The organism is Sedimentibacter hydroxybenzoicus DSM 7310 (assembly GCF_013403245.1).
GTDB classification, from domain to species: Bacteria; Bacillota; Clostridia; order Tissierellales; family Sedimentibacteraceae; genus Sedimentibacter; species Sedimentibacter hydroxybenzoicus.
In genome coordinates, this window is record NZ_JACBNQ010000011.1 from 26,961 (window position 1) to 40,855 (window position 13,895).

Sequence of the window (13,895 nt, forward strand, 5' to 3'; positions counted from 1 at the left end):
TTCTTAATATTATTAAAGCGTTACTCACGTCTTATACTCTGAATTCCTATAGCTAAGATCTGTGAAGCCTATATAAGATTTTTAAGAATAACGTCAATAGCTCAGGCCATCGCGCCTAGCATGTCAAGCTCATCGCCTGTCAGCAGCTTTTGACAATCCAGCAGCAGGTTGATATTTCCGCCTGTCTTCCCGATTCCTTTGATGTACTTGTGTCCGCCTTTGCCCATCTCCGGTAAAGTCGTGATATCTTCATCATTCATGGTAAGTACCTCTGCTACGCTGTCCACAATCAGTCCGATGGAAGTACCGATGGTGTCAATTACAATAATGCATGTTCTGCCGTCATATTCTCTGACAGCCTTTTTAAAACGCAGACGTGCGTCCATAACAGGTATTATTTTCCCGCGAAGATTTGTAATGCCTTTTACATATTCAGGCATTTCAGGAACTTCCGTAATGGGTTGAATACTGATTATTTCGGTAATATATCGTATCTCCATACCATATAACTCGTTTCCCATAGTAAAGATAAGATATTTTCCTCTCAATGTGTCCTCATCCTCCATTTCTGCCAGATTTAACAAATTTGTTTCTGTCACTGAATTGTCCTCCTTTAATTTTTATATTTACAACTTAAAAGCATCTCATTCCTTCAATAAAAAATTCCTTGTGCTTATGATTTTAATAATAAATTGTTAAATAATGAACAAACAATGTTAGCATTACTATAAAGCATTAAAAATAAAATAAATCCATGTACAAAAAATTATCTGCTATAATATAACCATACAGCAGATAATTTTTTATTCATACCTCAATATGTGGTAAATCGACATTTTTCGTCAAAATTCTTTTAAATACAGTTCCGCTCTTGAATGAATGTCAAGCTTGCTGTATACACTTCTGAGAGTAGCTCTGACAGTCATCTCAGATATATAAAGCTTGGCAGCAATTTCTTTAGAACTTAAACGCTCCTTTGCAAGCAGGGCAATTTCCCTTTCTCTAGGTGTGAGGGGAGACTTGTATTGAACTATAGCCCTTCTTATAATGCTTACGCCTCTTTTCTGACGTTTGCAAAGCTCCATTAAGCCGGTAAAACTATTTTTCCCTTGTGTCTTAATGCAATCATAAAAACATACACTCAGTTCAGGAAGAAAGTCCGTCATACATCCCTGCTGGGCAAAGGGAAGGTAAATTTGATCCTGCAACGCAATGGTAAGCGCTTCTTTCAGATATTCCTGTGCTTCAAGATATCTTCCATTGTTTCGTTTTGCCATGGAAAGAAAAATGAGCTGATACACTTGAGGCATTACATATTTTATATTTCCCGTAGAATTACCGGACATGTTTAAAGCATACTCACATATAGCATAAAATTCATTATAACGCTTTTTCCTTAGAAGAAGCCATAAATGAAGTAATTGTGCGTGAGGAACAACAGGAGCATATACCGTTTTTTTAATATTCTCCATGTCATAAAACCACGGAGAGACATACTCTTCATCATCCAGAACAAAACTTATAATTGACATACAGTGCTCAATCATCCGTATTATATAAAGCCTGGAATCTTTACCTGAATAATCTTTGATTCTCTTAATTGAATTGAAATAAGCTTCCACGTCTCCTCGCAGGATAGCAATACGAGCAAGAATCAGTTCTATACAAAGACAAATATCGGTCTGTTTATAGCTGCGTGCTTCATGCAGAGCCTTGTAGCTTAAAATTTCAGCTTCATTATCGTCGCCTCTCATAAGCATCATTTCTGCCTGCATCGTATAATAGGTTCCGGCTCCATGTCCTCTGGCTAATCTATGATATAAAAATTTACCTTCCTGAATTTGTTGTAATACGTCTTTTAGCTTGCCTTCTTCGCGCCAAAGCATATTCAGTACGGAAACACTGCCAAATAGCCAAGGTATACTTACTTTAATCATATCAACGGATGTACCCGAAAGCTTCCGATATTTATTTTGACCCTCTTTCATCTTAGTAATATCATTAAACTTACCTAAACTCTCCAAAAGAGTATATTCAGCCTCTGCTTTCATCAATTGCTTCTGACTGTAACCTTCTCCGTTTTGAATTACATAACACAAAAGTCTGCACAGCTTTTCATACTCATCATAGTATCCATTCATCAGGGTCATATATCCAAATACTATCATGGTAAAAGGGTACTTGCATAATATTTCATTTGGACACTCTTTAATCAGCATTGCGCAAAATCCGGAATAAAACTTTTCTTTTTGCTCTTCCAAATGCTCGCGTGTAAAAGGCATAGATAAAATTGCATCAAAATCTTCAATCTTATAATAAAATTCTGCAGCAAGGCAATATTTTAAGTCAGCGGCACAGGCCTCTCCCAATTTTCGATATACCTGATTCTGATAATCTTTGGAAGTCTGATTATAAAAACAGCTTCTGAGATAATGCCGTAAAATGCTGTGAATACTGTATATAAGCTTATCCGGCATATATCTTATGAAGTCATTGTTTTTAAGGAATTTGCGAATTTTGCTTGGCAGAATATTCTTGTTCATCATAACTGTGGCCTGACGTATTGTAAAGCCATCCAATACCGAAATTGATAGCAAAAATTCTTTTTCTTCCAAATCAAAATGATTCCATATGGCATGTTCTACCAGATAATCAATATCCGCGGCAAGTGTAAATGAACCGGTTTCTATAAAGCTGATCATTTGTAAACGAATAGCCGCAATCCAGCCTTCCGTGCCAATAAACATTCTTTCCGCTTCATCGTCCGTCAGCCTGATACTCTTCATACGAAATAGTTTTTTGATACCTTCTCTATCAAACAGAAAAGCAGATGAGTCAATTACATATATATTATCATTACAAATTGAAATTTGTTGTATGTCATCCATCCGCTGAGTAATAAATATCATATGCAATACAGAGTTTCCATGCATAGAAAAAGCAGTAACTAACTCACGAAAAATATCTAAATCCACAAGCTGATAATTATCGATTACAATATATGTTTCCCTATGACAACAAATATTCTTAAGATAGGATATCATATAAAACAATGTATCCTTAGTTGGTATCTTAAGATTTTTTAAATCATCCGCGACCTTTTTATTTAAATTTGATATCACATCGCAAATACCCCTCCAAAATATAGAAGCTGACTCACCTAAGCAAGTGTACCAGTATTCACATGCACCGTCAGGAAGATTTTCTTTTAAATATTCTCTTACTGCAGTGGTTTTTCCAAAACCAGACGGTGCAGCAACAACAGTCAAAGGATGATGTGATATTTGAGCAAGCCGTCTTTTAAGCCTGTCCGAAAAATAATATTTTTGCTGTTTGTCTGATTTTTTCCGCATTAAATTCCTCCATTCCCATGGAAAATCACCATTTTAAAATTTCAATATCTTAATCAGATTATCTTTTTACTAAAAATAAGTTTACCTTATTATAAATAATAAGTCCAGCTTTTTGTATATTATAAGATAAACTTGTTAAAATATATTAACAGGAGGTATATGAAATGTATAATCTTCGCTTATTGCGTGAGGAAAGAAAATTGAGTCAGCAAAAGCTGGCAGATGAATTTGATATCGCACAATCACAAATTCAAAATTATGAAACGGGCGGTTACCAACCTAATATTGAAACACTGCACAAATACGCAGATTATTTTGATGTGTCGGTAGATTTTTTGCTCGGTCGCACCGATATTCGCCATAAGCCGAAGGCGGTAAAAGAATATGATCTTAGCTCGGATGAGCAGACGTTAGTGAACCGTTATCGGTGTCTGCGTCCCAACCAATACCGTATCCTTAACCTTTTTCTCGATGCCTTGGAGGATAAATAATTATATAAAAATAACTCTCCTTACGATAGACAGTGCTGCTGTCTACCATGAGGAGAGCATATCAATTTAATATTCCTATTTATTTTTTGCCATTTCAAATTCTTCTTGAATTTCAGCTGATGGCTCAGCTGTCATTTTTGATATTGCATAAATAAAAATACATGAAATTATAAATGCCGGAAGAAGCTCATAAACCCCGAATAAACCACCCATGGGCTTAAGTAAAAGCTTCCAGACAAATACTGTAATACCGCCTGCCAGCATACCTGCGATAGCCCCTTCTCTTGTCGTTCTCTTCCAGAACAAGGAGAATAACATAACAGGACCAAATGTAGCTCCTAATCCTGCCCATGCAAAAGACACTATTGTGAAAATAACACTGTTTTCATTAAGTGCTACAATAATACCAATTATAGTTATTGTAAAAAGTATTATTCTTGTCATTATCATAACCTGTTTATCTGTAGCTTCTTCTTTGAAAAGTCCTTGATAAATATTTTTAGAAAATGCTGATGCTCCTATAAGCAAATATGAGTCGGCAGAACTGATAGTTGCCGCAAGAATACCTGCCATAGCAAGACCCGCAAAAATTGGATTGAATAACGTTTGCGCTGTTACTATAAATACAGTTTCAGCTGCTCCGGCAGTTGTTAAAGCCGTTGGGAATAATGCTCTTCCTATAATTCCTATCATAACCGCAGCAAATAAAGAAATTACAACCCATACTCCGGCTATTGTAGCAGAAATTCTAACTTCCTTTTCATCTCTTATAGCCATAAATCTTAGCAATACATGTGGCATTCCAAAATAACCAAGTCCCCATGCTAAGGTTGACAAAATGGTGTAGAACCCATATTTACCTGCTGCACCAAACTGTGGTACTCCGTTTACGACCAGCTGAGTACCGTCAGAACCTACTGCAGGCGATGCAATGCCGAAGAATTCAAAGAAACCGGGAATTGATTTTGCGTTATTTATAACTTCAGACATGCCTCCTGCTGCTGATGTACCCACTATTAAAACCGTAGACAATGCTAAAATCATTATACTGGCTTGCATAGTATCAGATGCAGTTTCTGCTAAAAAACCACCAACAGTTGTGTAGAATAAAACGAATACCGCACCTAAAATCATCATTGAAATGTATGAAAATCCAAATAATGTACTAAAGAGCTTACCAACTGTTACAAAACAGCTGGCTGCATAAACAACGAAGAATACTAAAATCCATAGTGCAGTAAGAGTTAAAAGTACTTTTTTTGTATCCTTAAAACGATTGCTGAAAAATTCCGGCAATGTAATTGAATTACCGGCTATTACAGAATATCTTCGAAGTCTCTTCGCAACCCATATCCAGTTAATAATTGTTCCTGCTGCAAGACCAATAGCTGTCCAGACAGCATCACTAAGACCGTACCAATATGCTACGCCTGGAAGCCCCATTAACAGCCATCCACTCATGTCAGAGGACGCAGCGCTTAACGCAGATACCCAAGGACCTATAGTTCTTCCCCCTAAGAAGAAGTTATCACTGCTTTCATTTGAGCGCTTTGCAAAATACAATCCGATGACGATTACTACTGACATGTAAATTACCATGGTTATAAATACTTGTAAGGTTTCTCCACTCATTAACCAACCTCCTTATATATTTTCCAGCCTTTTTTTCGGCAAGATATTTATATAAGTATAATTGCAGAATTACATAAAGTCAAGCATAAATAATAGCGATAAATGTAAAAATGTTAACGTTGTCACTTTATTAACAATCTTCAAATTTAAACATTATTCGTTAATACATATCTGTCTGCAAATAAAAGACAGATATGTATTAATATACACATCCGTCTTACATTTTATCCTATTAAATTGTTAATTACTTCCTTAACTGTTGTTAACTTATTTACACCTTTTAAGTTAGCACCTGCAAATATCAACCCGTCTCTTCCTTCTACCGCATCTATTAAGCCGGATGATATACAGTAAGGAATGGATGCGGGATTACATCCCGGTAAACATCTGTAGCACTTACTTGCCTTGTTTCCACTAACCATTGATTCTGTAAGAAAATTTGTCCTGATTGCTCTGGCAGGCATTCCCACCGGACTTTTTATAATCATTTCATCATCTTCAGCAGCATTAATATAGGCCAATTTGAATTTGTCATCAGCATCACATTCCACCGTAGGTACAAACAGGCTTGCAACTTGAAATCCATCGGCACCTACCTCACTGAGCTCTTTTAAATCTTCTTTTGATCTGATTCCTCCTGCTGCAATCACAGGAATTTTAAAATTATATTCCGCTTCAAAGCTTCCGATTAATTCCTTAACTTCCTTTACAATATCCTTCAAAGCCATACACTTATTTTCAAGCATTTCATCCATTTTAAATCCTAAATGGCCGCCTGCTAACGGTCCCTCAACTACGATAGCGTCAGGTAATCTGTCGTGCTTTAAATAGCTTTTTATTATTACCTTTGCTGCCTTTGCAGATGATACTATAGGAACAATTTTAGTTGATGTTCCTTTAACCAATTTAGGCAGTGCCAAAGGAAGTCCTGCCCCGGAAATGATTAAATCTATCTTTTCTTCTACTGCTTTTTTTACATAAAGTTCATAATTGGTAATGGCAGCCATTATGTTCATGGCTATAATTCCCTTCGTTTTTTCTCTTGCCTTTCGTATTTCCTTGCCAATAGCTCTTAAATTTGCATCTAGCGGATTCGTTGCAAAATCCGGTTCTCTGAATCCGATCTGTACTCCTGATATGGTTCCTATACCACCTTCATTAGCTACGGCAGATGCTAAGCTTGATAAGGATACACCAATACCCATACCTCCTTGGATAATTGGAATCTTAGCAATTAAATCACCTATTCTTAATTCTTTCAGTTCCATTTTTTCTCCAATGCTTTATAAATCAATTTATTTGATATTCAAAGTATATAGATAAGCGTTAAATTTGTCAAGCGAAAAATTACTTTGAAAATTATTATTGACAAATGCATAATAATTTTATATGATATTCTTATTAGTAATTAATCCTATTATCGATTACGAGGTTGGTATATGCAAATACGTGTTATTTTACTTACAATATTCGGTCTCATGCTTCTGTTGCTTGGATTTATCGGTATATTTCTACCGGTATTGCCCACCACTCCTTTTGTACTGGCAGGCATAGGGTGTTTGTCCGGTACCCCTAAGCTCAGGGCACAAGTTCTAAAAATACGTGTATTCCGTGAATATTTCGAAAATTACAAAAGTCGACAGGGCTTATCTCGCAAAACTGTTATTTCAAGTCTGACCTATTTGTGGAGCATGCTGATTATTTCCATGTTCATAGTAGGAAAGCTCTGGCTTGTGATTTTAGAAACAGTTATAGGCATTTGCGTGACCTTACATATATTAGCAATATCAAAACCAAAGGGAGATTATAATCCATGAAAGAGCGTAAACGTGTCTTTGGTCTGGTAGAGGTGTATTTTGATATTATCTACATGTCGTCAGCACTGTCAATAGGCATATATCTTGTCAGTACAGGACACTCTCAGGTGAAATTTCTTACCGGAATTACATCCTTGCTTCTGGTGGGCGGAGATGCTTTTCATCTTATACCGAGAATAGTTGCCATCCTTACAGCTCAGGAACATAAATTTGTCCGTGCCATGGGAATCGGAAAATTAATAACCTCTGTTACAATGACAATTTTCTATATTTTGCTTTGGGAAATAGGAATTATACTATTTTCTCCTCATATAAGCCCAATCTGGAAATACGTTATTTACGGACTTGCAACTACTCGCATACTGCTGTGTCTTTTCCCACAAAATCGCTGGATTTATGAACACCCTCCGGTAATTTGGGGAATTTACAGAAACATCCCATTCCTGATGCTCGGTGCTGCAGTTATGATACTTTTTGGCTCAAACGCTGTATCAGTTTCGGTCCTCAGCAATATGTGGCTTGCCATAGCACTGAGCTTTGCATTTTATATTCCTGTTGTAATGTGGTCCAATATCAACCCAAAAATCGGAATGCTGATGCTGCCTAAAACATGTGCTTATTTATGGATGCTTATTATGTTTATGAATCTATGAATCATACGCGTTTTCGCGATTGATAATAAAAAACAGAAAGGAGTATATTATGGATCAATACAAAAAATTAACAAATGAAGTCGGTGCTCCTGTTGCCGACAATGAAAATTCCATAACTGCCGGCCCCAGAGGTCCCGTGGTTATGCAGGATGTGTGGCTGATGGAAAAAATGGCCCACTTCAACCGCGAGGTTATTCCCGAACGCAGAATGCATGCCAAGGGCTGGGGAGCTTACGGTAATTTTACTGTAACAGGCGACATTTCAAAATTTACCAAGGCTAAGGTGCTTCAACCGGGAGCAAAGACAGACACCTTTGTACGTTTTTCAACCGTTGCCGGTGAACGCGGCGCAGCTGACTGTGAGAGAGATATCCGCGGATTTGCGTGCAAATTTTATACTGAAGAAGGAAACTGGGATTTGGTAGGAAATAATACCCCTACATTTTTCATACGCGATGTACAGAACTTCTCGGACTTAAACAGAGCTGTTAAGCGTGACCCTCGTACAGGAAGACGCTCCGCACAGAATAACTGGGATTACTGGACATTATTACCTGAATCCTTCCATCAGCGTACCATAACTATGTCAGATCGCGGAATTCCTGCTTCCTTCCGAAATATGCACGTATACGGCGAGCATACCTTCAGCTTTTACAATGCTAAAAACGAAAGAGTATGGTGTAAATTCCATCTTCACACTCAGCAGGGAATCAAGTGCCTGACAAATGAAGAAGCGGCAAAAATTAACGGAATGGACAGAGAGCATCACGGAAAAGACCTGTACGAAGCCATCGAAAGCAAAGATTATCCGCGCTGGACAATGTATGTACAGATAATGACAGAGGAACAGGCTAAAAATCACTATGAAAACCCATTTGACATTACAAAAATATGGCCTCATAAGGAATTCCCTCTGATCGAAGTAGGTGTTCTTGAACTTAATCGTAATCCTGAAAACTATTTTGCAGAGGTAGAGCAGGCTGCTTTCACTCCTGCCCACGTTGTTCCGGGCATCGGCTTCTCTCCGGACCGTTTCCTTCAGGGAAGACTGTTTTCTTACGGAGATGCACAGCGTTATCGCCTCGGCGTAAACCACAACCACATACCCGTTAACCGTGCGCATGTTAAGGTTAACGAATATCACCGAGACGGAGCTATGCGCACGGACGGAAACTACGGAAGCGCACCGGCATATCACCCAAACAGCTACGGCTATTGGACTGCCCAACCCGAGGTATCTGAGCCGCCTTTAGAAATGGATGGTGCTATGTGGAGATACGATCCTAAGGATGATCCTACCGACGATAATTTCAGAGCCGGAGGAAATCTATGGAGAATTCTTGCAGAAGATAAAAAGCAGCTGCTTATAGGCAATACTGCGGCAGACATAGCTCCGGCAACAAAAAATATCAAGTATCGTCATGCCGTTCATTGCTATCTGGCAGACATGGAATACGGACAGCGAATGACAGATGCCCTCGATCTTGATATTGAAAAGGTTAAAGAGCTTTCAAAGCTTGACAATCGTGGCCTGATTGAAGCTACAATGTCAGAGGATATGGGCGAAGCTGCAATGTCAGAAAACATGTAATTTAAATAATTAAGGAAGGTAGTATTCTTCATGAAGCAATTAAGAAATACAAAGCAAAGACAGACTGTATTGAATGCCGTGTTAGGACGAAAGGACCATCCCACCGCAGACAGGCTATATCTGGATTTGAGAGCTGAAAATCCAAAAATAAGCCGCGGAACCGTTTACCGCAACCTGAATATATTGGCAGAAGGAAACGAGATTAAGCATCTCAAAACAACCGGAGCCGATCGGTTTGACTGGCGGACCGACCCTCATGACCACATCATGTGTACCAATTGCGGTGCGCTGTGTGATTCACCGTTACCATATAAGGCTGAGCTGGATAACTTAATAGAAGAGTATACCGGATTTAAAATTGATATTCACCGAACTGTATTTGAGGGACTTTGCCCCGATTGTATGCAAAAACTTCAGAAACATGAGTAAGAACCAACTAAAGCCGCTTTGCAACTGCAAAGCGGCTTTATTACTTTTAATGATTCTGACTGTACTCATCGAGGGCGGCATTGGTATTTGCCTGTTTTTCCTCAATGATTTCCTTGAGCATCATGTCCTTGACCTTCATTAATCTCGTCTGATTACCTCTTTCATTTTCGTCAAGCTTCATTTGAATATACTTGATTGTTTCCTGGAATTGAGGAATCATAACGTATTCGAGGGCATTAACCCTTCTCCTTGTTTTTTCTATCTCTGCCGCAAGAAGCTGTACTTCCTTTTCCACTGCAGCTAATTTCAACAGTTCAGGAAAAATTTTAAATTGATTTTCAATAGCATTATCAAGCTCAGCTGAAGTATTGGCAAAACCATAAGGATAAATATTTGAAGCATCATCGGTTGTAGTTTTAAAGTCAAATACCGGAACATCAACGCTCATAACATTTTTGTTTTTTACGTCAATTGCCACTCCTTGCTTAGGGTACATCAGCGCTTCCTCTAAAACTTCCGTTGACATGACTGCACTTGCAATTACAAAGTTTGAATAAACATTGTTCAAATAAGATTCCACCTGTTCACGCAAGCTTTTGTTTTCTCTGGCAAGCTCCAAAAATTGTTTCATAAGCTCATCACGTTTATCCTTAAGCATTTTATGACCCTTGACAGCCACCTTCAAACGCTTTTTCAGAGAGGTTAATACCATTCTGGTCGGATTTACATTTAACCTTGCCATAACTTTTCACCCCTCGTTTTATTCATTTTTGGGATAGTATTTTTCAAGATATTCGTCTCTTATACGTTTTAATTCGCTCTTTGGTAAAAGCGTCAATAAATCCCAGCCTATAGTCAATGTTTCTTCAATTGACCTGTTTGTTTCATAGCCTTGAGAAACATATTTTCTTTCAAATTCGTCAGCAAATTTTGCATAGAATTTATCTGCATCGGAAAGAGCTGCCTCACCAAGTATAGCCATAAGTTCTTTTGCTTCTTTACCTCTCGCATATGCCGCAAAAAGCTGGTTTAATACGTCCGAATGATCTTCTCTGGTCTTTCCTCTTCCTATACCCTTATCCTTTAAACGTGACAAGGATGGAAGAACATCTATAGGTGGCTTAATATTCTTTCTGTATAATTCACGGGAAAGAATTATCTGACCTTCTGTAATGTATCCTGTCAAGTCCGGTATAGGATGTGTTTTATCGTCTTCAGGCATTGTTAAGATAGGAATCATCGTAATTGAACCCTCCGTATCTCTCTTTCTGCCTGCTCTCTCATACAGTGTCGCCAAGTCAGTATATAAGTAACCCGGGTATCCACGTCTTCCGGGTACTTCTTTACGTGCAGCGGATACCTCACGCAATGCCTCCGCATAGTTTGTTATATCTGTCAATATAACAAGCACATGCATACCCTTATCAAAGGCAAGATACTCTGCTGCTGTAAGTGCCATACGAGGAGTGGATATACGCTCGATTGCAGGATCATCTGCCAAGTTCATAAACAATACCGTTCTGTCAATAGCGCCTGTTTTTCTGAAATCTGAAATAAAGAAGTCTGCTTCTTCGTATGTTATACCTATAGCCGCAAATACAACCGCAAACTTGGAGTCAGTACCTAAAACCTTTGACTGACGTGCAATTTGCGCTGCTAAATCGGCATGTGGCAAACCTGATCCGGAGAATATAGGAAGCTTTTGTCCTCTAACCAATGTGTTTAATCCGTCTATTGCAGATACACCTGTTTGTATAAATTCATCCGGATAGTCACGAGCTGACGGATTCATAGGAAGTCCCGCAATATCCAGTCTTTTCTCCGGAATTATAGCAGGACCGTTATCAATAGGTCTTCCAAGACCATCAAATACACGTCCTAACATATCGTATGAAACTGCTAATTCCATTCCTCTGCCTAAGAATTTCACCTTGCTTTCCGCAAGGTTTATTCCTGCGGAGCTTTCAAAAAGCTGTACCAATGCATTGCTGCCGTTAATTTCAAGAACCCTGCAGCTTCTTGTTTCGCCGTTAGGAAGCTCAATAACACCAAGTTCATCGTATGATACATTTTCAACATTTTTAACAAGCATTAAAGGTCCTGCTACCTCTGATATCGTCTTATACTCTCTTATCATACTATTCAACCTCCTTGCCTGCAATTAAAGCTGAAACTTCTGCTTCTATTTGTTTATAAATACTGTCAAAACTTTCTTGAATATCTTTTTCTTCTGTATATTTGAATCTTCCTATTCTTTCTCTTACAGGAAGATCGGATAATTTTCTAAATTCGGCACCGTCTCCCAATGCATCCATGCCGTCATGGAAATATTTTAAGATTAATGTCAACAATTTGTGCTGTTTTTCAAGGGATGTATAGGTATCTACATCATGGAACGCATTTTGATGCAGGTAGTCCTCTCTTATGGAACGTGTCGCTTCAAGCTTCAATCTGTCCCCTACCGAAAGAGAATCTACACCTACAAGCTGAACTATTTCGTTTAATTCGGCTTCTTCCTGCAACAGTCTCATAGTTTCCGAACGCATTGAAGTCCAATCTCTTGCAACTGTTTCATCAAACCAGCTTCCCAACCTGTCAACATACAATGAATAACTGCTTAACCAGTTAATTGCCGGGAAGTGACGTCTGTATGCAAGCTGTGCGTCAAGAGCCCAGAATACCTTTACTATACGAAGTGTTGCCTGAGATACCGGTTCTGAAATATCTCCGCCCGGAGGTGAAACTGCTCCGATAGCAGACAATGCTCCTTCTCTTCCTTCAGCTCCCAAGCTTATAACTCTTCCTGCTCTTTCATAGAATTGTGCAAGACGAGATGCAAGATATGCGGGATAACCTTCTTCTCCGGGCATTTCCTCAAGACGTCCGGACATTTCACGGAGTGCCTCTGCCCATCTTGATGTGGAGTCAGCCATTAATGCAACCGAATAACCCATATCTCTAAAATATTCTGCAATTGTAATACCTGTATAAATACTTGCCTCACGTGCCGCAACCGGCATATCTGATGTGTTGGCAATTAATACCGTACGCTTCATCAATGATTCGCCTGTTCTCGGATCCTTTAATTCGGGGAATTCCATCAGAACGTCCGTCATTTCGTTACCGCGTTCACCGCATCCTATATAAACAACTATTTCCGCATCGGCCCACTTAGCCAGCTGATGCTGAACAACTGTCTTACCGCTTCCGAATGGTCCCGGAACGGCTGCAACACCACCCTTGGAAATAGGGAACATAGTATCTATAACCCTTTGTCCTGTAACCAAGGGGGTATTTGGAACCAACTTTTCCTTATACGGTCTTCCTCTTCTTACAGGCCATTTCTGCATCATTGTTAAATTAACATTTTCACCATTCTCTTTTAAAACGGTGCATACTGTTTCTTCAACCGTAAAGCTTCCTGATTTTATTTCCTGCACAGTTCCGCTTACACCATAGGGAACCATTATTTTCTGCTGAACAACTATCGTCTCCTGAACTGTTCCGATAATATCTCCTGCCTGAACCTTGTCACCTGCCTTAATAACAGGCACAAATTCCCACTTTTTTTCTCTGTTAAGTGACGGAACGTTTATACCTCTGGCAATGTTTGGTCCTGCCATTTTTCTTATTTCTTCCAACGGTCTTTGAATTCCGTCATATATGGTTTCTATAAGCCCGGGTCCAAGCTCAACCGACAGCTGTGCTCCGGTTGTAGCTACAGGTGCTCCCGGAGCTAATCCTGCTGTTTCCTCATATACCTGAATCGATGCTCTGTCACCGCGCATCTCTATAATTTCGCCTATAAGTCCCTGCTCGCTGACACGTACAACGTCAAACATGTCTGCATCCTTCATACCTTCAGCTATAACCAACGGACCGGATATTTTTACTACTCTTCCTTGGCTCATTAAAATAATCACCTGCTT

Annotated in this window: 12 protein-coding genes; 5 read left to right on the plus strand and 7 right to left on the minus strand. The window is 38.9% G+C overall.

What is annotated here, in order from left to right; translation table 11 throughout:
- Positions 1–101: 101 nt before the first annotated feature.
- Together HZF24_RS10580 and HZF24_RS10585 are read right to left on the minus strand one after the other, a co-directional pair.
- Positions 102–566, minus strand: a complete 465-nt coding sequence (locus tag HZF24_RS10580) for a chemotaxis protein CheW (RefSeq protein ID WP_179238355.1) — start codon at positions 564–566, stop codon at positions 102–104.
- Positions 567–842: 276 nt separating this feature from the next.
- Positions 843–3,353: a helix-turn-helix transcriptional regulator gene (locus tag HZF24_RS10585; RefSeq protein ID WP_179238286.1), complete on the minus strand. Its 2,511-nt coding sequence runs from the start codon at positions 3,351–3,353 to the stop codon at positions 843–845.
- 164 nt (positions 3,354–3,517) lie between these two features.
- On the opposite strand from HZF24_RS10585, the gene HZF24_RS10590 reads away from it, so the two are divergent.
- A complete protein-coding gene (locus HZF24_RS10590; RefSeq protein WP_179238287.1) occupies positions 3,518–3,844 on the plus strand; it encodes a helix-turn-helix domain-containing protein in 327 nt (108 codons plus the stop codon).
- A 75-nt stretch (positions 3,845–3,919) separates the two neighbouring features.
- Here the strand turns inward: HZF24_RS10590 and HZF24_RS10595 are convergent, their stop codons facing one another.
- Entirely contained in the window at positions 3,920–5,476 is a 1,557-nt protein-coding gene (locus HZF24_RS10595) for a sodium/proline symporter (RefSeq protein WP_179238288.1), read from the minus strand.
- Between the two features lie 224 nt (positions 5,477–5,700).
- Positions 5,701–6,744, minus strand: a complete 1,044-nt coding sequence (locus tag HZF24_RS10600; RefSeq protein WP_179238289.1) for an NAD(P)H-dependent flavin oxidoreductase — start codon at positions 6,742–6,744, stop codon at positions 5,701–5,703.
- Between the two features lie 171 nt (positions 6,745–6,915).
- Between HZF24_RS10600 and HZF24_RS10605 the strand changes: the two genes are divergently transcribed.
- From HZF24_RS10605 to HZF24_RS10620, 4 genes are read left to right on the plus strand one after another with little or no spacing between them, the layout of a single operon-like run.
- Entirely contained in the window at positions 6,916–7,293 is a 378-nt protein-coding gene (locus HZF24_RS10605) for a YbaN family protein (RefSeq protein WP_179238290.1), read from the plus strand.
- A complete protein-coding gene (locus tag HZF24_RS10610) occupies positions 7,290–7,946 on the plus strand; it encodes a hypothetical protein (RefSeq protein WP_179238291.1) in 657 nt (218 codons plus the stop codon). The genes HZF24_RS10605 and HZF24_RS10610 overlap by 4 nt, the downstream gene beginning before the upstream one ends.
- A gap of 49 nt (positions 7,947–7,995) precedes the next feature.
- Complete coding sequence (locus HZF24_RS10615) at positions 7,996–9,537, plus strand: catalase (RefSeq protein ID WP_179238292.1); 1,542 nt, start codon at positions 7,996–7,998, stop codon at positions 9,535–9,537.
- Positions 9,538–9,567: 30 nt separating this feature from the next.
- Entirely contained in the window at positions 9,568–9,966 is a 399-nt protein-coding gene (locus tag HZF24_RS10620; protein ID WP_179238293.1) for a Fur family transcriptional regulator, read from the plus strand.
- A gap of 46 nt (positions 9,967–10,012) precedes the next feature.
- On the opposite strand, the gene HZF24_RS10625 is transcribed toward HZF24_RS10620, so the two are convergent.
- The 3 genes from HZF24_RS10625 to HZF24_RS10635 are packed head-to-tail and all read right to left on the minus strand — an operon-like array spanning position 10,013 to position 13,877.
- The gene (locus HZF24_RS10625) at positions 10,013–10,708 is read right to left on the minus strand and encodes a V-type ATP synthase subunit D (RefSeq protein ID WP_179238294.1); all 696 of its coding nucleotides are present in this window, start codon (positions 10,706–10,708) and stop codon (positions 10,013–10,015) included.
- A gap of 18 nt (positions 10,709–10,726) precedes the next feature.
- Entirely contained in the window at positions 10,727–12,103 is a 1,377-nt protein-coding gene (locus tag HZF24_RS10630; RefSeq protein ID WP_179238295.1) for a V-type ATP synthase subunit B, read from the minus strand.
- A 1-nt stretch (position 12,104) separates the two neighbouring features.
- A complete protein-coding gene (locus tag HZF24_RS10635) occupies positions 12,105–13,877 on the minus strand; it encodes a V-type ATP synthase subunit A (protein ID WP_179238296.1) in 1,773 nt (590 codons plus the stop codon).
- Positions 13,878–13,895 lie beyond the last annotated feature (18 nt).

What these genes read in the sequence shown, in the direction of transcription:
- HZF24_RS10580 (WP_179238355.1), bottom strand. Translation starts at nt 566, where the DNA reads ATGGAGGATGAGGACACATTGAGAGGAAAATATCTTATCTTTACTATG.
- HZF24_RS10585 (WP_179238286.1), bottom strand. Translation starts at nt 3,353, where the DNA reads ATGCGGAAAAAATCAGACAAACAGCAAAAATATTATTTTTCGGACAGG.
- HZF24_RS10590 (WP_179238287.1), top strand. Translation starts at nt 3,518, where the DNA reads ATGTATAATCTTCGCTTATTGCGTGAGGAAAGAAAATTGAGTCAGCAA.
- HZF24_RS10595 (WP_179238288.1), bottom strand. Translation starts at nt 5,476, where the DNA reads ATGAGTGGAGAAACCTTACAAGTATTTATAACCATGGTAATTTACATG.
- HZF24_RS10600 (WP_179238289.1), bottom strand. Translation starts at nt 6,744, where the DNA reads ATGGAACTGAAAGAATTAAGAATAGGTGATTTAATTGCTAAGATTCCA.
- HZF24_RS10605 (WP_179238290.1), top strand. Translation starts at nt 6,916, where the DNA reads ATGCAAATACGTGTTATTTTACTTACAATATTCGGTCTCATGCTTCTG.
- HZF24_RS10610 (WP_179238291.1), top strand. Translation starts at nt 7,290, where the DNA reads ATGAAAGAGCGTAAACGTGTCTTTGGTCTGGTAGAGGTGTATTTTGAT.
- HZF24_RS10615 (WP_179238292.1), top strand. Translation starts at nt 7,996, where the DNA reads ATGGATCAATACAAAAAATTAACAAATGAAGTCGGTGCTCCTGTTGCC.
- HZF24_RS10620 (WP_179238293.1), top strand. Translation starts at nt 9,568, where the DNA reads ATGAAGCAATTAAGAAATACAAAGCAAAGACAGACTGTATTGAATGCC.
- HZF24_RS10625 (WP_179238294.1), bottom strand. Translation starts at nt 10,708, where the DNA reads ATGGCAAGGTTAAATGTAAATCCGACCAGAATGGTATTAACCTCTCTG.
- HZF24_RS10630 (WP_179238295.1), bottom strand. Translation starts at nt 12,103, where the DNA reads ATGATAAGAGAGTATAAGACGATATCAGAGGTAGCAGGACCTTTAATG.
- HZF24_RS10635 (WP_179238296.1), bottom strand. Translation starts at nt 13,877, where the DNA reads ATGAGCCAAGGAAGAGTAGTAAAAATATCCGGTCCGTTGGTTATAGCT.